The following is a 22,861-nucleotide window of genomic DNA, read 5'->3' as shown; positions in this document are numbered from 1 at the left end:
GAAATGGGGAGATGATTTATGGCTTTACAGATTCTGGCGATTATTCTGGCCCTTGGCCTTCTGATGCTTCTTGCCTATCGCGGCTACCCGGTTATTATCATTGCCCCGCTGATGGCCCTATTTGCTGTGCTCCTGTCGGGAGGGCATTTGCTCCCGACTTATACTGAAGTCTTCATGACCAATGCCGCAACCTATGTGAAGAACTTCTTTCCGATCTTCCTGCTCGGCGCGGTCTTCGGAAAAATCATGGAAATGAGCGGTGCCGCCGCATCGATTGCCCATACGATTGTCAGAGGAATCGGCTCGAAACGGGCCATGCTTTCTGTTGTCCTGGCCTGCGCCATTCTGACTTACGGCGGTGTTTCACTATTCGTCGTGGCCTTTGCCGTTTATCCGTTCGCGGCAGCCATTTTCAAGGAAGCAGACATTCCGAAACGGCTGATTCCCGGGGCGATCGCACTCGGCGCGTTCACATTCACGATGGATGCACTACCGGGCACGCCGCAGATTCAGAACATTATCCCCACCAGTTATTTTGGAACCGATACCTATGCCGCGCCGATCGTCGGCATCATCGGCTCGATCATTGTGCTTATCGGAGGCTTGCTCTGGCTGGAACACCGGCGGCGTCAGGCAGCAAGGAAGAATGAAGGCTACGGCACCGGCCACATCAATGAACCTGACGCAAATCTGGGTGATAAGCTCCCGAATTTCTGGCTGGCTGTTTCTCCGCTTGTTGTCGTGATCGTCTTTAATTTTATCTTCAGCCGGACTGCCTTGTCGGCAAAAGACTGGTACAGTGCCGCCATGCTGAATAAAGTCTTTGCCATTGCGGACGTCAGCAAAGTGGTGTCGTCCTGGTCACTGGTTGTCGCGCTGTCACTCGGCATCCTTGTGGCTCTGGCCATCCGGTTCCGGACTGTTAAAGTGAAACTCACTTCCAGCCTGACGATCGCCGCATCCGGGGCGCTGCTGGCGATCTTCAATACCGCTTCGGAAGTCGGGTTCGGCAATGTGATTAAAACACTGCCCGGATTTTCAGCTATTCAGCATCACGTGTTCAATGCCAGCAGCAATCCCCTGATTTCAGAAGCGGTTTCGGTCAATGTGCTGTCGGGAATCACAGGTTCTGCGTCAGGCGGTCTGTCAATTGCTCTTGAAGTGATGAGCAAACAGTATTTGCAGGCAGCACACGCCATGGGCATCAATCCGGAACTGCTGCATCGGATCGCCTCAATGGCTTCCGGCGGTATGGATACGCTCCCGCATAACGGGGCGGTCATCACCTTGCTGGCGATCACCGGACTGACGCACCGGCAGTCCTATAAGGATATCTTCATGATTACCATTCTGAAAACGGCCACCGTATTCTTGCTGGCGATCGGCAGTTCATTCTTTTTCTGATCGGAGGAAAGTCAAAAATGGGAAAAGTAACGGGTTCTGTCGCCGCAATGATCGAACAAATCCATGACGGCGCCACATTGATCGCCGGCGGTTTCGGCCTGTGCGGCATCCCTGAGAAACTGATTCTCGGCCTGCGGGAAAGCAGGGTGCGCGATCTGACCGTCATCAGCAATAATTGCGGTATTGACGACTGGGGGCTGGGACTGCTCCTGGAAAATAAACAGATCCGTAAAATGGTTGCCTCTTATGTCGGTGAAAACAAACGCTTTGAGCAGCAGTTTCTGAGTGGTGAACTGGAGGTCGAGCTCGTTCCGCAGGGTACACTGGCCGAACGGCTGAGAGCCGGCGGTGCCGGCATTCCCGCATTCTATACGGCAACAGGCGTGGGCACGGAGGTTGCGAAGGGAAAAGAGGAGAAGGTGTTTGATGGCCGGACCTATATCCTTGAGAAGGCAATCAAAGCCGATTTCGGTCTTGTGAAAGCCTGGAGAGCCGATCCGGACGGGAATCTGATATACCGAAAAACAGCGCAGAATTTTAATCCGCTGGCGGCAAAAGCCGGTAAGATCACCTTTGCCGAAGTAGAAGAGATTGTCCCTTCAGGAGCGCTTGATCCTGATCAGATCCATACTCCAGGGGTTTATATTCAGAGCGTTTTTGCCGGATCCGATTATCAGAAACGGATTGAACGGTTGACCGTTGCTGAAAACTAAATGAATGGGGGAGCACTGCATGGGAAATCGGGAACTTATACTGAGCCGTGCGCTGAAGGAAATCAGAGACGGGATGTATGTGAATCTTGGCATCGGTATGCCCACACTGATTGCTAACCGAATCCCCGCCGACAGCCATGTCATGCTACAGTCCGAGAATGGTCTGCTGGGCATTGGCGCTTATCCGCACACAACTGAGGTGGATCCGGATCTGATCAATGCCGGAAAGGAAACCGTAACGGCAATTAAAGGCGCCTCATTTTTTGACAGTGCTGAATCATTTGCCATGATCCGCGGCGGACATATTGATCTTGCGATTCTTGGCGGTATGGAAGTCTCGGAGTCGGGGGACCTGGCAAACTGGATGATTCCGGGGAAGATGGTCAAAGGTATGGGCGGAGCCATGGATCTTGTCCAGGGGGCAAAACGGACGGTGGTCATTATGGACCATGTATCGAAGCACGGCACACCGAAAATTAGAAAAACCTGTACCTTGCCGCTCACAGGAAAGTGTGTTGTCGACTGTCTGATTACTGATCTTGCCGTATTCCACCTGGATGACGGACAGCTCAAACTGGTCGAACTGCAGCCCGGAGCTTCGCTTAAAGAGGTCCAGGCGAAAACCGAAGCGAACTTTTCAATCGGCGAACAGCTGCTCGCCGGAAAATAAACGGCTCTTGGCTCAATAATGCGAAAGGATACAACCGGATGGACCGATCCATCCGGTTCTTAGCGTTTATAAATCTGGATTTACATAATTTTCACAAAAAGTGCCTTGAAGCAAGCCCGACAGTATTCAGCCGCACAGCTGCAACTGACCCGGTCCGAGAAAGCGGTTCAGCCCTATATGGTGACAAAGGAACAGAAGGCCCTTTTCACAGGAATCATGAGCGACAACTCGAAAACGTATAATCTTTTCCAGAATGAACTCGTTCCGGCAATAACGATGAATGACCTGAATGGATCAAGAATAATCCGGGCACTCGAGAACGATTATTGGACGTCCCGCGCTTATTAATATATATTGACTTACGTCATCTTACTTAAATAATGAGTTTTCTGTGGAGTGAGAGAGGAGAGCGAGGACGCGCCATGTCATTTCATACTGCACCGAATAGATATGTCAGTCAGATTCATCTGAGCGTCATGAACCTTCAGAGATCTGAAATATTTTATCAGGATTTGCTTGGTTTCCGTGTTCTGAAAAAGGAACAGGGAACGATCACTTTCTCAGCGAACGGAACCGATCCGCTGATCACGCTGGAACAGCCTGCAGGGATTCAGCCGCACCGTTCCCGACAGGCCGGTCTCTATCACTTCGCATTGCTGCTTCCGTCGCGAAGGGACCTGGCAACACTCCTTTACCGCATACTGAAAGAAGACTATCCGCTTCAGGGCGGTTCGGATCATGCTGTCAGTGAAGCGGTTTATCTGGCCGACCCGGATGGAAACGGGATTGAACTGTACCGCGACCGTCCGGCGGCAGAATGGAAATGGGAGAATGGCAGAGTTTACATGACGACCGATGCGATCGACGAACACATTCTCGATGAACGTGATGAAAGAGGCTGGAGCGGGATGCCGAAAAACACGATCATGGGGCACATTCATCTGCAGGTGGCCGATCTGAATGCAGCGGAGCGCTTTTATTGCCAAGGTCTCGGTTTTCAGCTGGTTGCCCAATATGGGGATCAGGCAGACTTTCTCTCAACAGGCGGTTACCACCACCATATTGGATTGAATGTTTGGATGAGCAAAGGCCGCCCGGCAGACAGTGCGCTTACAGCAGGTATGAAAGATTTTACCCTTGAGTATCCTGATTCAGCCACGCGGGCAAAAGCCATTGCGCGCGTCAAGGAGATGGGGTTTCCGGTTTCTGAAGAGAAGGGAGGGGTCCGGATCACGGATCCTTCCAGGATCGATATAATCCTGCACGTGAATGAATGATGAGCAATGTCCGGGACCAGTAGAATGATCCCGGTTTTTTTCTATCAGAATGGCGCGCGATCGTTTACAATAGTAAAAGTGAATCCAATTCTTCTGATCCGGACTGGGGGATGGCAGATGGCTGCAATCGCTGTCGATATGGATGAAGTAATCGCCGACTTTGTCGGTAAGGAGCTAAAATTGTTCAATCGTTTGTTTCACGAATCCGTGACCCGAGATGATCTGAGAGGCACCAGCCTGCGTCAGTTAAAACCTGAATTCAGCGATGTTCTGCTTTATTTGCGAAATACAAATGGCTATTTTGCGGATCTGGAGGTCATTCCGGATGCGCAGCAAGTCGTCCGTGAACTATCCCGGCACCATAACATTTTTATTACGACGGCGGCCATGGAATTTCCGAACAGCGTGACTGATAAGTACAACTGGCTGAGAAGATATTTTGATTTTATCCCGGAACTAAATTATGTTTTCTGCGGGGATAAACGGATTATTCATGCAGATTACCTGATTGATGACAACAGCCGTCATTTCACACATTTTTCCGGCAAAGGTTTACTTTTTTCATCGCCGCATAATTATTACGAAAAAGCGGAGAACCGAATGAACAGCTGGAATGATGTACTGAAATTTTTCGGTGAAATTGATTAATGGATGAACTGATGAACTTATCATGACGATCACAAAAAGAGGAGGTCATTTCAGCTCTGGACATTACTACGTAAAATATAATTTTGACGAAGTAATCTGTTTTGATTCTCTGAAGGTGCTCTTGCTGCAGTTTAAAAAACGTTCAGCACTTTCGCCGTCTTAATTGATTCCTTCTGGATTGTCTTCCAATTCTACATGCACGCTTCAGCATTCTGGTTGGCTGATAAATCTCGATTTCGGCTGATATATTCTCAAATTGGCTGATAAACTCCGATTTGAGCGGCTCACTTTGGCACCGGAACGTGCATTTTCATCTGGGTAATCAATTTTCCGGCTGATCTTGGCGTAATCTTTTAAGTTTCCGCTTATTTTTTATGTTTTCTATTTCTGTTCATTAAAAGTCCCCGATGCACATGATTTGTACCAACCTTTGTACTTGTGTCATAAGAATTGAGATTACTGCGTAAAATATTGACACCGCAAATCTTCTGAGTTACACTAAAGATGGTAAATATTAACACCTACGGAGGGATTGAATCATGGATGACTATCGCCAGCAGGAACTTCTCGATCGAATTGATGAAAAAACTGCGGAACTTCCCTGGTATGTCGGCGAATATGTGGACAAAAAAAGACGCACGATGTCCCCCCGCTCCCTGCTCAATTATTGTCACGATTATCTGATTTTCTTCAATTGGCTGCTCACTGAAGGCTTTTATAATGGAAAACGTCAGGATGTCCCTCTCAGCTGTCTGGAGAAACTGACGCCGCAGCAGATCGAAAATTTTCTGTCCTACCTTCACTTCCGGCTCAATAATGACCGATTTACGATCAACAGAAAACTGTCCTCACTCAAATCACTGTTTAACTATTTACAAAATGTAGCTGAAACGAGCGATCTCAAGCCTTATCTCGTGCGAAACGTCATGGCCAAGATCGCTTTCAACAAGATAAAAGAAGACCAGGAAACGGTAGCTCAGAAGATGGCCGGTAAAATCCTCTGGAACGATGAATACGATGCCTTTCGCCAGTTCGTTGCGGAGGACTACTGCGAGACGGTGAAAGATAATAAAAAACTGCTGAATTTTCATCAGCAGAATGCCGAGCGCGACACAGCCATCATCTCGTTGATTCTCGGTTCGGGGCTCCGGCTTTCCGAAGTGGTCGGACTTGATCTCAGCGATGTTGATCTGAAGAAACGAATGGTCCGCGTTCTTCGTAAAGGAAATAAGGAGCAATATGTTTATTTCAGCGAACAGGCCGGACTTGACCTTGCGGACTATCTCGATGTCCGTGCGAAAAAATATCAGCTGCCTCCGTCTAATAAAGCACTATTCGTTGCCGCGTCGATGGGCCCGCACCGGACGACCCGGAGACTCAGTCCGCGTGCGATAGAAAATCTGGTTAAAAAATATGCCGTCGCTTTTGGAAAGCCTGCCCTCTCTGTCCATAAACTGCGCCATTCGTTTGCAACACGCTATCAGGCAGAAAACAACGATATACCGAAACTTCGCCGCCAGCTGGGCCACTCATCGATCCAGACAACAATGATCTACACACATCTGTCGAATGAAGAGCTGAAAAAAGCGGTCGATCATATGGATGATCATTTTGTTGCCCCGGATGGGAACTAAGTTTGAGGCTTTCTTAATCCGGGTGTTGTTTGCCGCTGCGGGTGCTCGCTTTCCGGAAAACAACCGTTTTAAGTTTAAGTTTAAACAGAGATTTATTAGTTAACATAACTATTTTTATGTATGCACCATTTGCTCATTTGTCCACAAATTCAACCTTACCATTGCCCAGTGAGGCAATTCGGGCCAGTGAACAAACCCGGTAGCCGGCATGATCCAGTCTGCGCCGGCCTTCCTGAAACGATTTTTCGATCACGATACCGACGCCTGCCACTTCGGCGCCGGCCATCTCAATCAGCCGTGCCAGTCCCAGTGAGGCTTCCCCGTTTGCCAGAAAATCATCGATAATCAGGACCCGGTCACCGGTCTGAAGCATGTCTTTTTCAATGTAAACGGTATTCCGGACATGCTTGGTGAACGAAACAATTTCAGTGGCAAGGCTTCCCTCATTCAGGGTCACCGGCTTTTTCTTGCGGGCGAAAATCACCGGCACCTTGAGTGCGAGTCCGGTCATCAGCGCCGGTGCGATTCCGGATGATTCAATCGTGATCACTTTACTGACCTGATCCTTTTTAAAGATATCAGCAAATTTATTTCCGATTGTCTGCATCAGAACAGGATCGATCTGATGATTGAGAAAATGGTCGACCTTCAGGATATCCGTTCCGATCACTCGGCCATCTTCAAGTATCCGTCTTTTCAATTCTTTCATTATTGTTCATTATCCCTCACTTTTTCTCTTATATCCGGTACACCCGGCTTTTGCTAAGTAGTATACACTGGAACAGAATGAGAAACTACCCGGCAGCTGTAAAAAAAGGTATATGTTTCTTTCGGCTAACTGTTTTTCTCAGCCTTCATCTCTCTGTTCTCCGGCAATAAGGTTGCTGTAGACACACAGCGGAGTCGCTTGTTATGATTAATTTATTGCCGGAAGAAGGTGAAGATTTGATCCAGGATAAATATGAGAATCTAAAATTAGGTGAACGCGGTGCCTTGATCAGTATCGCAGCCTATATTGTACTGTCTGTATGTAAATTGGTCATTGGCCTGTCGACAGGATCTCAGGCACTGCGCGCCGACGGTCTGAACAATGCGACAGATATCGTAGCGTCAATCGCGGTGCTGATCGGGCTTCGAATCTCACGCCGCCCGGCCGACAGCGACCACCCCTACGGGCACTGGCGCAGTGAAACGATCTCCTCGCTGATCGCTTCATTGATCATGTTTGCCGTCGGATTGAATGTGCTGTATGATGCGCTGTCGACCCTGTTTCAGGGGCATGATCAGAAACCGGATGTTATGGCTGCATGGGTCGGTATTTGTGCCGGAACCGCGATGTACTTTGTCTACCGTTATAATAAGCGTCTGGCGCAGAAGATCAACAGCTCCTCAGTATTGGCAGCCGCCAAAGACAATCTCTCTGATGCCTGGGTCAGTTTCGGCACCGCTGCCGGTATTTTTGCCGCCCAGCTGAATTTTGCCTGGCTGGATACTGTAACCGCTTTTATAGTCGGCTTGCTGATTTGTAAAACCGGCTGGGACATCTTTAAAGAAGCGGCGTTCAATTTGTCCGACGGGTTCGATGATAAACAGATCGCCGATTACACGGACGCCGTCGGGAAAATGGACGGCGTTGAAGGTGTTGCTTCAATCCGGGCAAGAAAATACGGCAATAATACGGCGTTGGAAATGGTCATTCTTGTCGATCCGGTTCTTGGTCTGCGTGAAGCTGATGCGATTGCGACGCGAGTGGAAAAATACCTCACCGAGACTTTTCACGTTCTGGCAATCAGTGTTCATGTCGAACCTAATTTAAAAAAGAAAACTGACCGGTCTGTCTGACTTTCCGGATCTGAGCTAAAGATTAGGAAACATGAAACTATTTTTCTATAATTAAAGTGTTCATCAATGAAGGAGGCAGTTGTTGTGTCATCGCTGACTGATGAAATAGATGCTTATCAAGCTGAATCAAAAAAGAAATCGTCACCCGAAAAACAGCGCCTGAACGCCCGTGCCATTGAGGAACTGGAGAAATCGGGACTGGCGCCAGGACTGAAAACAGGTGATCAGGCCCCGGATTTTACTCTGCCGGACGCCACGGGAAAAGAGATTGCGCTTTCCGGGGAATTGAAAAAAGGTCCGGTCATTCTCTCATTCTATCGCGGCGGCTGGTGCCCCTATTGCAATCTTGAATTAAGAGCCTATCAGCGTGCGCTTCCGCAGATCCGGGAAGCCGGGGCACAACTGATTGCGGTCAGTCCGCAGACACCGGATGCCAGTCTGTCGACTAAGGAAAAAGATGAACTGGAATTCATTGTGTTGAGTGATCAGGATGGTAAAATCGCCGATCGTTACCATCTGATCTTCAAGCTTCCCGATTATCTGATTCAAAGCTACAGACAGTCAGGAATTGATCTTGAAACGAGAAACGGGAATGACAAGTGGGAATTACCCAAGCCGGCTACATTTGTTCTCGATAAAACCGGAAAAATCACCTTCGCCCATGTCAGCTCGGACTATAAAGAGCGGACCGATCCGGCGAAAGTTATCGATATCGTTAAAAATTTATCATGATGTGTGCAAAAAGATCAAGGGACTGCCCATGCGGCAGTCCCTTTTTCACTGATCAAACCAACCTTTTTTACGGAACCAGAAATACATGACAATCGCGATGCCAAGCATCAGCCCCAGCACCAGAAAATAACCATCTCTCCAGTTCAATTCAGGCATATATTTAAAGTTCATTCCATATATTCCGGCGATGAACGTCAGCGGCATAAAGATCGTTGTAATCACCGTCAGCGTCTGCATGATACTGTTTGTCCTGTAGGATGTCAGTGACAAATAACTGTCACGGATGTCCGAGGTGATCTCCATGTTGGATTCGATCATATGGGTAAGACGCGACAGGTTTTCACAGAGATTATTCAGATAGAGATTGTCCGTGTCACTGGTCGGGATATAAGGCGACCCGACCATCCGCTGCAAGATGTCCAGCAAAGGCGTCACCGCACGGCGGAATCCAAGCAGTTCACTTCTTAACTGAAAGACCTTCGTATTCATGATGTGAATGGATTCATGCTTGGCATTCATATTTAAGGCATCAATCTTGTCTTCCAGCTGATTGGCGACCATAAAATACTGTTCAATCAGTCGGTCGAACAAGTGCTGAAGAATCTCATTAGCGCTTTTTGCTTTTTCATCAATCTTGTCGTTCATCCGGCTTGCATGCCATACATCGTTAACTGCTTTCAAATTATCATTATGGAAGGAATAAAAGTAATTTTTACCGATACACAGCTGAAGCTCGTGCGGTTTCATCGTGCTTGGGCTGACCGCCTGAACCGAAAGATAATAATAGTCACTTGAGATTTTCATTTGCGGCCTTTTTGAGTAGCGGTGTTCATTTTTCAGGTGTGACCGGGCTGCAGGAAAACGTTGATAGAAATGATCTGTTTCATTTTGCTCAGGTTCACTGATGTCCACCCAGTACCATTCGGCATCGGCGGCTTCAAGCTCGTTCAGATTCATCCGATCATTCAGTGTTTCCTCCCCGGTCTTGGCCAGAATCCGGATCATACGACGATACTCCTTTTCCCAATCTGCAGCATTTTATCGTGCTCATCAATTTTTCTCCTGCGCTACTGTCGGTCAAATATCCAAAAAATCCCCGTCTCTAATTTCATGGAGTGTCCGGAACAAATCTCCGGGCACATGCCCTGAAAGCAAGTCGAGCGACCCGTATACCTCAAGTTTGCATACATCGAACTCTTCATCATCCTCAGCAGGCTGAAAAGTCGTGACATTTTCTGCCCCGATCTTTTCCATGATCCGTTTTTCGAGTTCGCGTTCAATCGACTGTTCAAAAGGAATTTTTTTTGCAATGGTTTTATAAACCGCGAACCGGCCGTGGACGGTCTCGTAAACGGTATAATCTGTCGTAACCGAACTTTCCCCGTCGGTCACGGTTGCCGATGCCAGCTCCCTGCCGATGAACCGCTTCCGTTTATAAAACCCCTTCTCGCCTTCAGCAACTTCTACGTGTTCGAAGCCTTTCCCTTCACCAATCTTAATAAAATATCTGAGTGCCTGAACAATGGTTGCGGACAAGTTTTTTCCGGAAACATTCTGCGCATGGTCAAAAACCGCAAGATCAGCATCTGGTACGTAGATGGTTTTGTTTGGCATAAGGCGTCCCCATTTCCTTCCATTCGATTGATCTATTTGCTTTATACATATAAATATAGCGGAACTATACGTGGAAATACAGTATTTTATATGTATATTTATCATATATTTTCCGACATATTATACGCATGATTGTACGTAGACATTCAGGCATAAGCTTTTGAGTAAAACATGTTATAGTGGACACAAGTATTTTTTTATGGAATTGAGGGAGAAGAAATGGAACTGAAGCAAGACCTTAAAGCCGTTGCCCTTGATCTTGACGGTACATTGCTGAACTCAAAAAAGCGCTTGTCGTCGCGGAGCATTGCGTCTCTGCGGGCCTGTCTGTCACGGAGTATCATCGTCATCATTGCTACCGGAAGGCCGCCGCGTTCAGTCCGGCAATTCCTGCCGCCGGATATACTTCATCGTGTCGAACTTGTCTGCTATAACGGAGCACTGACGTTCGATACGCTGGGCCATAGCCACAGTGAATGGATTCCCTCTTCCTTGTCGGTCCGGATTCTGAACGATGTGCGGAAGAACGTGAATCAGGCTTATCTTTCAGTAGAATCCGAAGATCACCTGTTTACAACAATGCCGCCAGAGATCATTCACAGCCAGCGTTTCCTTTTCACACCTTCAACAATGTCTTTTCAGGAACTCGTAAAAATTCCGGCAAATAAAATTCTGGTTTCTCACTTTACAACGGGACTGCCGGTGATCGAAAAGTACAGGAAGGAAACATCCTTTGTTGTGACGGATGGAGGAAGTCTGGTTCAGATGATGAGAAAAGGCGTGTCTAAAGCTTCGGGCGTGGATCGAATCTGCCGGATGAAAAAAATCAGCATGAGCGAGGTCATGGCTTTCGGAGATGATACCAATGATCTTGCACTGTTCCATACCTGCGGCGTTCCGGTGGCGATGGATAATGCGATTGAGCGGGTGAAACAAAGTGCATCATTGATCACACGTTCCAATGATGAGGATGGTGTGGCGGTCATTTTAGAGCAGCTGCTGCACTGACTCATTCTTTTTTTACTTTATTTACGAACAAACAGATTAAACATACGTTTATTTATTTCACTTGTTTGCTTTATCGCTTTACTTTTTTTCATTTTTTCCGCCTCCTTCAGGCATGATTTTATGAAGCAGCTTAATCAGCTGTTTCTCTTCTTTCTTTGTTAGAGACTGGAACTGGCCGGCAAAGTAGTCTTCCTGTTCAGGAAGCAATTGTTGATAGACAGAATACCCTTTCTCAGTCAGTGAGATATACTTTGTCTTCCACTGCTGCTCTCGCCGAATATAGCCTGACCTTTCCATTTTCACGATCAGCTGGGTGACATTTCCTTTCGAAACAAGCAGTTTTTGTGCCAGTGCCTTCTGCGAAATCCGCTCTGACTCAGCAACATATCTCAGCACGCTGTATTGTGAAACAGACAAATTCCATTCTAACAAGAAACGTCCGAAAGAACGCAACTGTATATGATAGGTCTGGGAAAGTGTCTGCCAGAGCTGCCGGTCCTTTTTCTTGCCTTTATCCACTGTTTTTTCATTAATCGCTTTTTTCAATTTATTTCACCTTTTTTGACGTATGATCAGTTTAATGCTAAACTAATTATATTGCATCAGTAATTACGTTTAAAGTTCTGTACACAACTTTTTATCTCTACGATTTCCATGATTCTATTTTTCATTCTCCTGTTTCAGGATCTCAACGCTTAACCCATCGCATGGATGTATAAGACCTCTATTCTATTGCCGTTTTGTCTGCGATTCAAACGTAAGTATGATGTATTTTTTAGGAGGAGTTATCTTATCATGACGAATAGTCCTAACTTAGATAGTCAGAATGCCCTCGGGAAATTACCCCGATCAAACAAGTATCGAAGATTTCTACGGATTATTGCTTCTATTTCAACTTTCGGCGGGCTCCTGTTCGGATACGACACCGGGGTCATCAATGGCGCGCTCCCGCTAATGGCGCAACCAGGTCAGTTGAATCTTAATGCCCTGGCCGAAGGTCTTGTCGCCAGTTCGCTGCTTCTCGGTGCCGCATTCGGTGCTGTGTTCAGTGGAAAACTAGCCGATAAATTCGGACGAAAAAGGGTAATCAAATATCTCGCCATCGTCTTTCTGCTGACCACCATCGGCTGTTCACTGGCACCAGACGCCGGAATGATGATTACGTTCCGGTTCCTTCTTGGGATTGCGGTAGGCGGTGCGTCGGTGACCGTTCCGACGTATCTGGCTGAAGTCGCGCCGGCTGAGCAAAGGAGCCGGATTGTCACCCAAAACGAACTGATGATCGTCAGCGGTCAGCTGCTCGCCTATGTTTTCAACGCGATCATTGCTGCCTACGCAGGAGGTGCCAGTTATGTCTGGCGTTATATGCTGGTTATGGCGACAATTCCTGCGGTGCTGCTCTGGCTGGGCATGATGATCGTGCCTGAAAGTCCGCGCTGGTACGCTTCTCAGGGAATGCTAAAAAATGCTCTTAACGTCCTTCGCAGAATTCGCCGGCATCAACGGGCACATCTTGAGCTGATTGAAATTAAAAAATCAGTCGATAAAGAGAAGCAGACGATCCAGGCGACATTCCGCGATCTTCGTATTCCCTGGATTCGCCGGATTGTATTTCTCGGTATTGGGATCGCCGTCGTTCAGCAAATAACCGGTGTGAACTCGATCATGTATTATGGTACGCATATTCTGGAACAGTCCGGTTTTCAGACTGAAGTCGCCATGATTGCCAATATAGCCAATGGCATCATTTCCGTTGTTGCCGTACTGTTTGGTATGTGGCTGCTTGGGAGAACCAATCATCGTCCGATGCTGGTCACCGGACTTATCGGTACAACTTCAGTACTGCTGATGATCGGAGTTGCATCGCTAACGTTACAGGGAACTCCCGCATTACCGTATGTTATCCTCAGCCTGACGGTCACCTTTCTGGCTTTTCAGCAAGGTGCGATCGCCCCTGTAACCTGGCTGATGCTCTCAGAAATTTTTCCGCTGAAACTCCGCGGAATCGGCATGGGTGTAACTGTCTTTTGTCTCTGGATCACGAATTTCCTGATTGGTCTTGTCTTCCCGGTATTACTCGACTGGATCGGTTTATCAACGACATTCTTTATTTTCTTCCTGTTTGGGATTATCGCCCTGTTCTTTGTCTGGAATTATCTTCCGGAAACCAACGGGCGTTCTCTGGAGGAACTGGAACGTTATTTCCGTTCTGCCGGGCGGGGTCGGATCGGGAAACCGAAGGCCGAACCGTCTGACTCCCCTGCCCGCTGATTTCAGGAACAGGCAGGTGATAAATGATGCAGCACAAAAGAACAGCAATTGCTGTTCTTTTAACGACAGGTTATTTCGTACAGATTAGGGTGAACAATTTGGGCAGACCGATATCGCTGATTTTCATATTCGGCTGCTCATCAAGACGTGTAATACGCAATCCGGAACGGGCAAAAGAAGTGACAATTTCGCCAAGTGTCCACTCGCGCAAATAGACTTTGCTCTTTAAATCCTGTGTTTCTGCAGCATTCAGATGCTTGCTGTAGGCTACTTCCCTGGTTCTCAGCGTCGGATCAAAATAGTTTCCGAAAACGACCTGTTTCTTTCCATGAGTTGTGACTAATTTCGTAGATACAGGATGAAATTCCTGGAGAATCAGCTGACCTCCGGGTTTCAGCAAATCCCGAACAAGTTTGGCAAGTGGATCAAGGTCAACAAAATAATGAAGGATCCCCAGTTCCATAATGACGAAATCATAGTCCGCTGTCTTTTCATCGTCAGGAAGCTGCAGCACATCGCACACAATGTACTTCAACGGGAGATCAAGTGCCGCGGCGGTCTGCCTGGCATATTCGGCATTCTCCGCCGAGATATCGACAACTGTAACCTGGGCACCAAGCAAAGCCAGGGCAAGTGCTTTACCGCCGTGTGAACCGAGCAGATTGATCACCTTCTTCCCCCTGACTTCATGGATATACGGTGCTAATTGTGCCAGCCGGCCGGTCGGATCTCTCCTTATTTTTTCCGCCGCCTGTTCCGGTGAACCGAACCGACGTACCCAGGCCTGGAATGCTTCCTCATTCCAGGCCAGCCTGTTTTCACCGGAATCCGTTTGCTGGATCCGGCGCAGATAATGCTTAACAGCACGATAACGGGAATCTTCCGGATTATATCGATTTAAAAAGTAGTACGGTGATCGGACATATATAGACGACCCGTCCAATTGGTACACAATCCGGTCAGGATCCGTTCGGATTACGGTGCCATATTCTCCTGTCAGTTCAGCAGTAAAATGATCGATATTAAGGCAAAAACTGATGTGCCGTAAATTTTTTAATACGTCACCTGAAACTAATTTCTGTAACTTTTCATGCAAACTGTCGGCAGCATCCCACTGAATCAGAATTTGAATTTTATCAGGAGGATCCGGTACCTGAATTCCCTGGACCCGAAGTGCAGTCTCCCCGGAAACGGTATACGCAACACCTTCGTCATTCAGCAAAGAAATAATTCTTAAAAGTGCTTTTTCCCAAGATTCATCAGCTGATTTCATCGTTCTTACTCAATCTCCTGTCCGATCACGTGTTTATTCAAAGGCTTTCGATAGTAATCATAGCCGGAAACGGCCTTGAAACCGATTTTCTGATACAAATGCAGTGCATGAGCATTTTTACTGTCCACTTCCAGCTTGACGCAGAGCGCACCGCGTTCAAACAAATGGATGAGGATCAGCGACATTAGCCGGCGTCCGAATCCTTTCTTCTGATACTCCGGATGAATGGCGAATCCGAAAATTCCGGGGTCCTTTTCTTCATAATCGATACTTAGCATGCCGACGACCTTGCCTTTGAAAACGGCCTTGAACCCTTCTCTTGAACCTGATAGCAGCGCCTTTTCCGCCAGCCTCCTTGCATCTTCGGGACTGTCATTGAAAGCGGCGACGCTCAGAGCCGTCAGGTCATCAAGATCTTTGTATTCCGCTTTTTCCAGAATCAGCCCATTGTCCGTTGTCGAATTGTTCCATTCCTGACGCTGAACGGTCATCACATATTCGGAAAAGTCATAGGTCGCATCAAGATGTTCCAGCATGCTTTCATTTTGTGCCGACTGGACATGATCGGAAACAAATAAAAGATCAGGAATCCTGTATTTATTCAGTTCTTCTTCTACTGAGAAAAGCAAAGCAGTGAAATAGCCCTGGCCGCGATAATCCGGATGAGTCATTGCGGTCAGTTCCGCCTCGCGGGCTGTCGGAAGAAATAAGTGGACAAAACTGACTGCCTGTCCCGACTCATATGCAATGAAAGTGTGACAGATCCTTTTGTCATAATGCAGGGATATATCCAGATAAACCGGCTCGCTTTGTATCCGGTTATACGTCCGGCAAACGTTTTCAAGTTTTCGCAGTTCCTCTGTTGTCTCAGAATTCAGACGGGCATATTTTTTAATGATCATTCCATCGTCTCCATCAATTCGTTATGTAAGCTCATTATACGGGAAAGCCGGAGAAAAAACGATACTCAGTTCGAAACAAAAGCGATGCAGACAGATTACGCAGCGCAGTAATAAAGCCCGGCATTCAGAATGAGAATACCGGGCCTCAAAGAATACTGAAAAACGCACGAATCAGGCATTTTCCTTAGAAAACAGTTCTCCGGAGCTGGAACTGTGCATCGGCTGCGTTCTCGAATCCGGATCGAGGTAATGCTTCGCATTATTCACTGCCGTCGGTGCTTCACCGAAACCGGTCGCAATCAGCTTTATTTTACCAGGATATGAAGCAATATCACCGGCAGCATAAATACCAGGGATACTTGTTTCCATTCTGGTATTAACGACGATGGCATTCTTTTCAAAATTAAGCGGCCAGTCCTTAATCGGTCCCAGTGCGGAGACAAAACCGTAATTGACGATCAGATCATCGAGCGGAAGGGTTTCTTCCCGATCGCCTCTGACCTCACCGATGACCAGCTGGTCGATCTTGTCTTGATCGCCAATGATTGATTTAGCTGTAAATGGGGTGTAAATCTTAACCGTTGACTGTTTCAATTTTTCAACACTTTTCTCATGCGCGCGGAATTGATCCCGGCGGTGAACGATTGCCACTTCAGAAGCGATCTGCTCCAGGGTAAGCGCCCAGTCGACGGCAGAATCACCGCCACCGAGGATAACGACCCGCTTACCGGCGAACCGGTTCATATCATCCACATAATAGTGCATATTCTTATCCTGGTACTGTTCCGCGCCTTCAACTTTCAGCGGACGCGGTGAGAACGCACCGACGCCTGCAGTAATCAGTACCGTTCGCGTCAGGTGACGGTTGCCCGATTCCGAAGTGATCACAAAATGATCTTTGTCACGATCCAGTGCAGCCACGCGTTCATCCAGGACAACATCCGGATGGAATTGCTTCGCCTGAGCAATCAGATTTTTTGCCAGATCCTTCGCTTTAATCTTCGGAAAACCGGCAACATCAAAAATTTCTTTCTCCGGATAGAGCGTGCCCAGCTGCCCCCCAAGCTGCGGCAGACTCTCAATAATTTTGACTTTCATCTGCCGTAAACCGGCATAGAATGCGGCAAAAAGCCCGGTGGGACCACCACCGATAATTGTGATATCGTAAAGCTCCTGAGTTTCTCCCAAATTAATCCCTCCATAAACTGTTCACCAGGCTAATGAATCCATCGTACTGACATCGGCGACGGATGATCAATGCATCCGCCGGCCTGTCTCTTGTACCTCATCCTAAACCGAAAGTCTGAAATAACACTGAAAGAATAAACCGGCCGGGAGATATTTTCATCCGCATGAAATCTGACCAATCAGAACAAGATAATTAAGACAAGATGCTCCAGGAGAAGGTGCTGCACTATTGCTGACCATTACCCCTTGTTTGCTTTGGCTGACCCTCAGTCTGATGGTTCTGTTCCCAGGACGCCTGACTAAGGAAGAATGGCTGTTCCTCTTTTTAGCCAGTTCGATTATTATTATGCTGCTCTTTTCGATTCCGGCAGCGAGTCTGCAATCTCCGGACATGAAGTTCGGCATGAGCGAGGAGACTGTTTTCCTCCTGAATCGTAATCTCCTTTTTCCTCTTCTGACCGTTCTGTTCATCGGTTGGATAACACGTCGGAATTGGCCTGTGCAGATCCTCTTTCTGACCGTGTTTTCACTGGTTACCGGAAGTTACATTAGACTCGATGAGCGGTTAACAATCGTGACACATGTCCCTTACATTTTTGCATTCACGGCTTTTTACTTGTGCACGATGCTGCTGCTTCATCAACTTTTCCGGTGGTCGGCAAAAAATCAGATGGAAACGGTCAAAGATCCATGAGTTATCTGGCTGAAATACTGGAAATCAATGAATGGTTCATCCTGACCGTCAGCATCGCCGGTTTTTTTGTGATCACTCTGTTTCCGCGAAAGTTTACCCGTCCTCAAAGGCTGACGATGTTCCTGATCGGATTTTATTTTGTCACCCTGTTCGACCAAACCCTGGCAAAACCACCGTTTAATTATTATGATGTCAACGACAGTGGTTCGTTTACAATATGGGATTTACTCTCATATTTCATGTACACACCATTCACTTACATTTACCTCTCCGGTCTGACAGTGATCCGAAAGACACGACTGGGCGTATTCGCATACGTCATCGGATGGGCGGTCTTTTCGATACTGTCTGAGGGGGCAGCCTGGCTGGCAGGTGTCTATCACTACAATAAAGGCTACACATTACTGCAGTCTTTTCCTGTGTATTTGTTCGTGCTTAGTCTGACCCTACTGTATTACCATTATTTTGTCAATCAAATTGCAAAAAGCAGGTCATCCTTCAGGCAGCGTTCGAATTAATTCGTTCCGCCGTCATTCTTTTCCGGATCTTTCCAGGCATCGACGACGCTGCCGTCCTCATCCTGATCAAAGACAAAAGACCCGTTATTGTAACGATCCGAATCGCGCACTTCCGAAGCGGAAAGCGATACGGCTTTTCCTTTGTCGGTCAGCAACTGGATTTTATCTGTCGGACCGGCCGGTAAAGCCGCAGCAACATGATGCGGCTTTGTTTTCAATTCACGCAGAATCAGCAATCCGCGGCGCGCGCGATGGCTCTGCTCCATCTGGGCAAGCAGCCGCATTTTCTTCACCGAACCCCGGTCGGTGGCAATCAGGACATCCGGATTAACCTCCGGGGCAAAGGCGAAGCCCGCGGCCACCCGATCGTCACCCTTCAGCTGGATGGCCTTAACGCCTGAAGCGCGGATACCCACGGTTCCGGCTTCTTCTTCGGGAAAACGGAGTCCGTACCCGTCATAAGTTGCGAGAAACAGATCCCTTTTTCCGTCTGTCAGGAAGACATTCAGGCAGATGTCCCCTTTCTTCAGATTTAATGCGGTCAGTGGTCTTGACCTGCGCTGTGCCTGATATTCAGAGAGTGCCGACCGTTTGACCATTCCATGACGCGTAATAAAGGTGAGATAATTGTTCTCTTCGTTAAAATCACTGATTGGAATGGCCGCAATCGTCTGTTCATCCGGCTCGATCTGAATGAGGCTGGTGACGTTCTGGCCCAGGTCCTTCCACCGTTTGTCGGGGATCTCGTGAACCGGGAAGAGCAGATAGCGCCCCTTATCCGTGAAGACAAGCAGCGTATCGGTCGTATTCATCTGCTGCTGAAACAGCACATGATCGGTGTCCTTCATGGCGACGGCGTCATCATTGCTTGCTGCAAAAGACCTCAGGCTGGCGCGTTTGATATAACCGTGTTTCGTGAGCATCACGATCACGTCTTCGGAAGCCACAGTCACCTCAAGATCAATTTTGATCTCCTCAATCTTCGACTCGATCGTCGTCCGGCGTGCATCCTGATACTTCTCCCTGATCTCCGTTAATTCTTTTTTAATGACGGAAACCAGTTTTCTTTCGGATCCGAGGATCCCCTCAAGACGTTTGATAATTTTTGCCAGTTCGCCTTCTTCTTTTTGGAGCGTCAGAATGTCCGTGTTCGTCAGGCGATACAACTGCAGATTGACAATTGCTTCCGCCTGAGCTTCAGTAAATCCGAACGATTCGGACAGATTCTGCTTGGCATTCTTCTTATCTTTGGAAGCGCGGATCACACGGATGACGTCGTCAAGGATCGATACTGCTTTAATCAAACCCTGAACGATGTGCTGGCGTTCCTTGCTTTTCTGCAGTTCGAACTGTGAACGGCGGGTCACGACTTCTTTCTGGTGCGCGACATAGGCCTCGAGAATCTGTTTCAGTCCCAGCTGACGGGGCGCCTTATGGTCAATGGCGACCATATTAAAATTGTAGGAAATCTGCAGATCTGTATTCTTGAAGTAATAGTTCAGAATGCCTTTTGCATCGGCATCTTTCTTCAATTCAATAACGATCCGCAAGCCGGTACGGTCCGTCTCATCACGGACTTCCGAAACGCCTTCAACCTTGTGGTCCAGCCGGAGTTCGTCCATCTTTTTGACGAGCAGGGCTTTGTTCACCTCATAAGGCAGTTCGGTAATAACGATTTGCTGGCGTCCGCCGCGCAGGTCGTCCACATGCGTCCGGCCCCGGAGAATGATCTTCCCGCGGCCGGTTTCATAGGCTTTCCGAATCCCGTCAATACCCTGAACGATTCCGCCGGAAGGAAAATCAGGCCCCTTGACGACAGTCATCAGATCTTTCACCGTGCAGTCCGGCTGCTCCATCAGCATGATTGTGGCATCAATGATTTCCACCAGATTATGCGGCGGGATCTCCGTCGCGTATCCGGCTGAGATCCCGGTGGATCCGTTGACCAGCAAATTTGGAAAACGGGAAGGCAGCACGATCGGTTCCTTCAGCGTATCGTCAAAGTTTGAGACGTAATCCACGGTCTCCGCATCCATATCCCGAAGCAGCTCGGCGGAAATTTTCGACAGCCTGGCTTCCGTGTAGCGCATTGCCGCCGCAGGGTCGCCATCCAGACTGCCGTTATTTCCGTGCATTTCGATCAACGGCATCCGGACCTTCCAGTCCTGGCTCATCCGGACCATTGCCTCATACACCGATGAGTCCCCGTGCGGATGGTAATTGCCGATGACATTACCCACCGTTTTCGCCGATTTTCGAAACGGCTTGTCACTCGTGTTTCCATCGCGGAACATGGCGTAAAGAATCCGGCGCTGAACCGGTTTCAATCCGTCCCGCACATCCGGAAGCGCACGTTCCTGAATAATGTATTTACTGTATATTCCGAACCGGTCGCCGATGACTTCTTCAAGCGGCAGATCCAGCAGTTTTTCCTGGCTCATTGAAATTACTCAGCACCTTTCACGACCGTCAGGTTCTCGTTCTCCAGTATGTTCGTCTCTTCATCCAGTCCGAAAGCAACGTGCGATTCAATCCACTTCCGGCGCGGTTCGACCTTGTCCCCCATCAGGGTGGTCACCCGTCGTTCGGCAAACGCCTGATCGTCAATCCGGACCCGGATCAGTGTGCGGGACTGCGGATTCATCGTCGTCTCCCACAGCTGGTCGGCATTCATTTCGCCGAGCCCCTTATAGCGCTGAATGGTGTATCCTTTACCGATATGCTGAATGGCGGTCTTTAGTCCACTGTCGTCCCAGGCATATTCAAGTGACTCATGCTTGCCTGTCCCCTTGCTGACTTTATAGAGCGGCGGCAGCGCGATGTAAACTTTGCCTGCTTCGATCAGCGGCCGCATGTACCGGTAAAAAAAAGTCAGCAGCAGGACCTGAATATGGGCCCCGTCGTTATCGGCATCGGTCATGATCACAATTTTATTGTAATTGCTGTCCTTAATGGAAAAATCGGATCCGACACCGGCGCCGATGGCATAGATCAGCGTGCTGATTTCTTCGTTTTTCAGTATGTCTTCGAGACGTGCTTTCTGTGTATTGATGACTTTCCCGCGCAGCGGGAGCACAGCCTGGAACTTCCGGTCACGGCCCTGTTTGGCTGAACCGCCGGCCGAGTCGCCTTCGACAAGATAAAGCTCATTGCGGTCGGCATTTTTTGACGATGCCGGGGTCAGCTTGCCGCTCAGGATCGTCTCCTTGCGCTTCCCCTTCTTGCCGCTGCGGGCTTCTTCACGCGCTTTGCGCGCCGCCAGACGAGCCGTACGCGCCCGCATCGATTTCCGGATCAGCATCTCGCTGATCTGAGGGTTTTCCTCCAGAAAATAGGCTAATTGTTCGGAAACAACCGTATCGACAGCCGACCGCGCCTCGCTCGTACCCAGTTTCTCCTTGGTCTGTCCTTCAAATTGGAGCAGATGTTCAGGAATACGGACGGAGACGATGCCCATGAAACCCTCACGGATGTCGCTGCCGTCCAGGTTCTTATCCTTTTCCTTAAGCAACCCGGATTTTCTGGCATAGTCGTTGAAGACGCGGGTCAGTGCTGTCCGGAATCCGCTTTCGTGGGTACCGCCGTCCTTGGTGCGGACATTATTGACGAAGGAGATCAGGTTTTCCGAATAACCGTCGTTATACTGGAAGGCCACGTCCACTTCCATTTCATTGGCTTTGCCTTCGAACGCCACAACGGGATGGAGCACATCTTTATCCTCATTAAGGTAAGCGACGAACGCCTTGATCCCGTCTTCATAGTGATAGACTTCCTGCCTGTCGCTGCGCTCATCGGTCAGGACAATCTTCATGCCCTTCTGGAGAAAGGCCGATTCGCGCAGACGTTCGCTGAGCACCTCGAATTGAAAGGAAGTTGTGCTGAAAATCGTCTTATCCGGTTTGAAGGAGACCAGCGATCCGGTTTCACGGGTTGTCCCGATTTTCTCCAGCGTGGTCACCGGATGACCGCCGTGTTCAAAACGCTGCCTGTAAACAGCACCGTCACGCCAGATCGTGACTTCCAGCCATTCGGACAGCGCGTTGACCACAGAAGATCCGACACCGTGCAGTCCGCCGCTGGTCTTGTATCCGCCGGACTGTCCGAATTTTCCTCCGGCATGCAGAACAGTGAAAATGACTTCCACGGTCGGTTTTCCTGTTTTATGAATCCCTGTCGGCATGCCGCGTCCATAATCACGGACGCTGATGCTGCCGTCCTTATGGATCGTGACCCGGATTTCATTGCCGAATCCGGCCAGTGCTTCATCGATGCCATTATCGACAATTTCATAAACCAGATGATGCAGCCCCCGGGCATCCGTTGAGCCGATATACATGCCCGGCCGTTTTCGCACGGCTTCAAGGCCCTCAAGTATTTGTATCGTATCATCTGTGTAAGCTGATGCATTCTTTGCCAAGCAGAAAACTCCCTTCGGCGTTGGCGGCAGCGGCCGGTCCAATCCAATCCGCTCGC

The 22,861-nt window shown here is 48.5% G+C and carries 22 protein-coding genes; 13 read left to right on the top strand and 9 right to left on the bottom strand.

All coding sequences use genetic code 11. The annotated features are described in order from the left end of the window. Positions 1 to 18 precede the first annotated feature (18 nt). From D889_RS0104780 to xerS, 7 genes are all read left to right on the top strand, one after another. A complete protein-coding gene (locus tag D889_RS0104780; protein WP_010631187.1) occupies positions 19 to 1,404 on the top strand; it encodes a GntP family permease in 1,386 nt (461 codons plus the stop codon). A 17-nt stretch (positions 1,405 to 1,421) separates the two neighbouring features. Beyond that, positions 1,422 to 2,117 (top strand): CoA transferase subunit A, encoded by a 696-nt coding sequence (locus D889_RS0104775; RefSeq protein ID WP_010631188.1) that lies wholly within the window; start codon positions 1,422 to 1,424, stop codon positions 2,115 to 2,117. Positions 2,118 to 2,136: 19 nt separating this feature from the next. Beyond that, entirely contained in the window at positions 2,137 to 2,787 is a 651-nt protein-coding gene (locus tag D889_RS0104770; protein WP_010631189.1) for a 3-oxoacid CoA-transferase subunit B, read from the top strand. Positions 2,788 to 2,892: 105 nt separating this feature from the next. Beyond that, a complete protein-coding gene (locus tag D889_RS0104765; protein WP_010631190.1) occupies positions 2,893 to 3,135 on the top strand; it encodes a hypothetical protein in 243 nt (80 codons plus the stop codon). Between the two features lie 74 nt (positions 3,136 to 3,209). Beyond that, on the top strand, positions 3,210 to 4,064 hold the full coding sequence (locus D889_RS0104760; protein ID WP_010631191.1) for a VOC family protein: 855 nt from the start codon (positions 3,210 to 3,212) through the stop codon (positions 4,062 to 4,064). Between the two features lie 117 nt (positions 4,065 to 4,181). Next, positions 4,182 to 4,712 carry a 5' nucleotidase, NT5C type gene (locus D889_RS0104755; RefSeq protein ID WP_010631192.1) on the top strand — a complete coding sequence of 177 codons (531 nt, stop codon included), beginning with the start codon at positions 4,182 to 4,184 and terminating at the stop codon, positions 4,710 to 4,712. 539 nt (positions 4,713 to 5,251) lie between these two features. Further along, a complete protein-coding gene (gene xerS / locus D889_RS0104750; RefSeq protein WP_010631193.1) occupies positions 5,252 to 6,346 on the top strand; it encodes a tyrosine recombinase XerS in 1,095 nt (364 codons plus the stop codon). 133 nt (positions 6,347 to 6,479) lie between these two features. Here xerS and D889_RS0104745 read toward each other — a convergent pair whose 3' ends face one another. Next, the gene (locus D889_RS0104745) at positions 6,480 to 7,055 is read right to left on the bottom strand and encodes a xanthine phosphoribosyltransferase (RefSeq protein ID WP_010631194.1); all 576 of its coding nucleotides are present in this window, start codon (positions 7,053 to 7,055) and stop codon (positions 6,480 to 6,482) included. Between the two features lie 236 nt (positions 7,056 to 7,291). On the opposite strand from D889_RS0104745, the gene D889_RS0104740 reads away from it, so the two are divergent. After that, the gene (locus D889_RS0104740) at positions 7,292 to 8,188 is read left to right on the top strand and encodes a cation diffusion facilitator family transporter (protein WP_026039031.1); all 897 of its coding nucleotides are present in this window, start codon (positions 7,292 to 7,294) and stop codon (positions 8,186 to 8,188) included. Between the two features lie 84 nt (positions 8,189 to 8,272). Then, complete coding sequence (locus D889_RS0104735) at positions 8,273 to 8,920, top strand: peroxiredoxin-like family protein (protein WP_010631196.1); 648 nt, start codon at positions 8,273 to 8,275, stop codon at positions 8,918 to 8,920. A 45-nt stretch (positions 8,921 to 8,965) separates the two neighbouring features. Here D889_RS0104735 and corA read toward each other — a convergent pair whose 3' ends face one another. Next, entirely contained in the window at positions 8,966 to 9,925 is a 960-nt protein-coding gene (gene corA / locus D889_RS0104730) for a magnesium/cobalt transporter CorA (protein WP_010631197.1), read from the bottom strand. A gap of 72 nt (positions 9,926 to 9,997) precedes the next feature. Then, on the bottom strand, positions 9,998 to 10,534 hold the full coding sequence (locus D889_RS0104725; RefSeq protein ID WP_010631198.1) for an EXLDI protein: 537 nt from the start codon (positions 10,532 to 10,534) through the stop codon (positions 9,998 to 10,000). Positions 10,535 to 10,753: 219 nt separating this feature from the next. On the opposite strand from D889_RS0104725, the gene D889_RS0104720 reads away from it, so the two are divergent. Further along, positions 10,754 to 11,542 carry a Cof-type HAD-IIB family hydrolase gene (locus D889_RS0104720; protein ID WP_010631199.1) on the top strand — a complete coding sequence of 263 codons (789 nt, stop codon included), beginning with the start codon at positions 10,754 to 10,756 and terminating at the stop codon, positions 11,540 to 11,542. A gap of 78 nt (positions 11,543 to 11,620) precedes the next feature. Here the strand turns inward: D889_RS0104720 and D889_RS0104715 are convergent, their stop codons facing one another. Further along, positions 11,621 to 12,088: a MarR family winged helix-turn-helix transcriptional regulator gene (locus D889_RS0104715; RefSeq protein WP_010631200.1), complete on the bottom strand. Its 468-nt coding sequence runs from the start codon at positions 12,086 to 12,088 to the stop codon at positions 11,621 to 11,623. A gap of 249 nt (positions 12,089 to 12,337) precedes the next feature. Here D889_RS0104715 and D889_RS0104710 point away from each other — a divergent pair, with 249 nt between their 5' ends. Then, on the top strand, positions 12,338 to 13,813 hold the full coding sequence (locus D889_RS0104710; RefSeq protein ID WP_081498653.1) for a sugar porter family MFS transporter: 1,476 nt from the start codon (positions 12,338 to 12,340) through the stop codon (positions 13,811 to 13,813). Positions 13,814 to 13,883: 70 nt separating this feature from the next. Here D889_RS0104710 and D889_RS15240 read toward each other — a convergent pair whose 3' ends face one another. The 3 genes from D889_RS15240 to D889_RS0104695 form a co-directional block, all read right to left on the bottom strand. Further along, complete coding sequence (locus tag D889_RS15240; protein ID WP_010631202.1) at positions 13,884 to 15,086, bottom strand: class I SAM-dependent methyltransferase; 1,203 nt, start codon at positions 15,084 to 15,086, stop codon at positions 13,884 to 13,886. Between the two features lie 5 nt (positions 15,087 to 15,091). Further along, complete coding sequence (locus tag D889_RS0104700; protein ID WP_010631203.1) at positions 15,092 to 15,988, bottom strand: GNAT family N-acetyltransferase; 897 nt, start codon at positions 15,986 to 15,988, stop codon at positions 15,092 to 15,094. A 171-nt stretch (positions 15,989 to 16,159) separates the two neighbouring features. Then, the gene (locus D889_RS0104695) at positions 16,160 to 17,176 is read right to left on the bottom strand and encodes an NAD(P)/FAD-dependent oxidoreductase (protein WP_010631204.1); all 1,017 of its coding nucleotides are present in this window, start codon (positions 17,174 to 17,176) and stop codon (positions 16,160 to 16,162) included. 229 nt (positions 17,177 to 17,405) lie between these two features. Here D889_RS0104695 and D889_RS0104690 point away from each other — a divergent pair, with 229 nt between their 5' ends. Both D889_RS0104690 and D889_RS0104685 read left to right on the top strand, forming a co-directional pair. Continuing rightward, positions 17,406 to 17,870, top strand: coding sequence for a hypothetical protein (locus D889_RS0104690; RefSeq protein WP_010631205.1), 465 nt, complete (start codon positions 17,406 to 17,408; stop codon positions 17,868 to 17,870). Further along, positions 17,867 to 18,388, top strand: coding sequence for a hypothetical protein (locus tag D889_RS0104685; protein WP_010631206.1), 522 nt, complete (start codon positions 17,867 to 17,869; stop codon positions 18,386 to 18,388). Before D889_RS0104690 ends, D889_RS0104685 begins: the two co-directional genes overlap by 4 nt. Here D889_RS0104685 and parC read toward each other — a convergent pair. Together parC and parE are read right to left on the bottom strand one after the other, a co-directional pair. Then, positions 18,385 to 20,829: a DNA topoisomerase IV subunit A gene (parC, locus tag D889_RS0104680; protein WP_010631207.1), complete on the bottom strand. Its 2,445-nt coding sequence runs from the start codon at positions 20,827 to 20,829 to the stop codon at positions 18,385 to 18,387. The two genes, D889_RS0104685 and parC, sit on opposite strands and share 4 nt — an antisense overlap. Positions 20,830 to 20,834: 5 nt before the next feature. Continuing rightward, complete coding sequence (gene parE / locus D889_RS0104675) at positions 20,835 to 22,805, bottom strand: DNA topoisomerase IV subunit B (protein ID WP_010631208.1); 1,971 nt, start codon at positions 22,803 to 22,805, stop codon at positions 20,835 to 20,837. Between the last annotated feature and the right edge of the window lie 56 nt (positions 22,806 to 22,861).

Origin of the sequence: Sporolactobacillus vineae DSM 21990 = SL153, from assembly GCF_000377985.1 — a bacterium.
GTDB classification, from domain to species: Bacteria; Bacillota; Bacilli; order Bacillales; family Sporolactobacillaceae; genus Sporolactobacillus; species Sporolactobacillus vineae.
The sequence above is the reverse complement of the archived record's forward strand: the minus strand, read 5'-3'. Positions and strand labels throughout refer to the sequence as shown.

Bases quoted from the DNA above. Each gene is read 5' to 3' on its own strand.
- D889_RS0104700 (WP_010631203.1), bottom strand. From the start codon at position 15,988: ATGATCATTAAAAAATATGCCCGTCTGAATTCTGAGACAACAGAGGAA.
- corA (WP_010631197.1), bottom strand. From the start codon at position 9,925: ATGATCCGGATTCTGGCCAAGACCGGGGAGGAAACACTGAATGATCGG.
- D889_RS0104760 (WP_010631191.1), top strand. From the start codon at position 3,210: ATGTCATTTCATACTGCACCGAATAGATATGTCAGTCAGATTCATCTG.
- D889_RS0104710 (WP_081498653.1), top strand. From the start codon at position 12,338: ATGACGAATAGTCCTAACTTAGATAGTCAGAATGCCCTCGGGAAATTA.
- D889_RS0104720 (WP_010631199.1), top strand. From the start codon at position 10,754: ATGGAACTGAAGCAAGACCTTAAAGCCGTTGCCCTTGATCTTGACGGT.
- D889_RS0104725 (WP_010631198.1), bottom strand. From the start codon at position 10,534: ATGCCAAACAAAACCATCTACGTACCAGATGCTGATCTTGCGGTTTTT.
- xerS (WP_010631193.1), top strand. From the start codon at position 5,252: ATGGATGACTATCGCCAGCAGGAACTTCTCGATCGAATTGATGAAAAA.
- parC (WP_010631207.1), bottom strand. From the start codon at position 20,829: ATGAGCCAGGAAAAACTGCTGGATCTGCCGCTTGAAGAAGTCATCGGC.
- D889_RS0104755 (WP_010631192.1), top strand. From the start codon at position 4,182: ATGGCTGCAATCGCTGTCGATATGGATGAAGTAATCGCCGACTTTGTC.
- D889_RS0104780 (WP_010631187.1), top strand. From the start codon at position 19: ATGGCTTTACAGATTCTGGCGATTATTCTGGCCCTTGGCCTTCTGATG.
- D889_RS0104770 (WP_010631189.1), top strand. From the start codon at position 2,137: ATGGGAAATCGGGAACTTATACTGAGCCGTGCGCTGAAGGAAATCAGA.
- D889_RS15240 (WP_010631202.1), bottom strand. From the start codon at position 15,086: ATGAAATCAGCTGATGAATCTTGGGAAAAAGCACTTTTAAGAATTATT.
- D889_RS0104775 (WP_010631188.1), top strand. From the start codon at position 1,422: ATGGGAAAAGTAACGGGTTCTGTCGCCGCAATGATCGAACAAATCCAT.
- D889_RS0104745 (WP_010631194.1), bottom strand. From the start codon at position 7,055: ATGAAAGAATTGAAAAGACGGATACTTGAAGATGGCCGAGTGATCGGA.
- D889_RS0104685 (WP_010631206.1), top strand. From the start codon at position 17,867: ATGAGTTATCTGGCTGAAATACTGGAAATCAATGAATGGTTCATCCTG.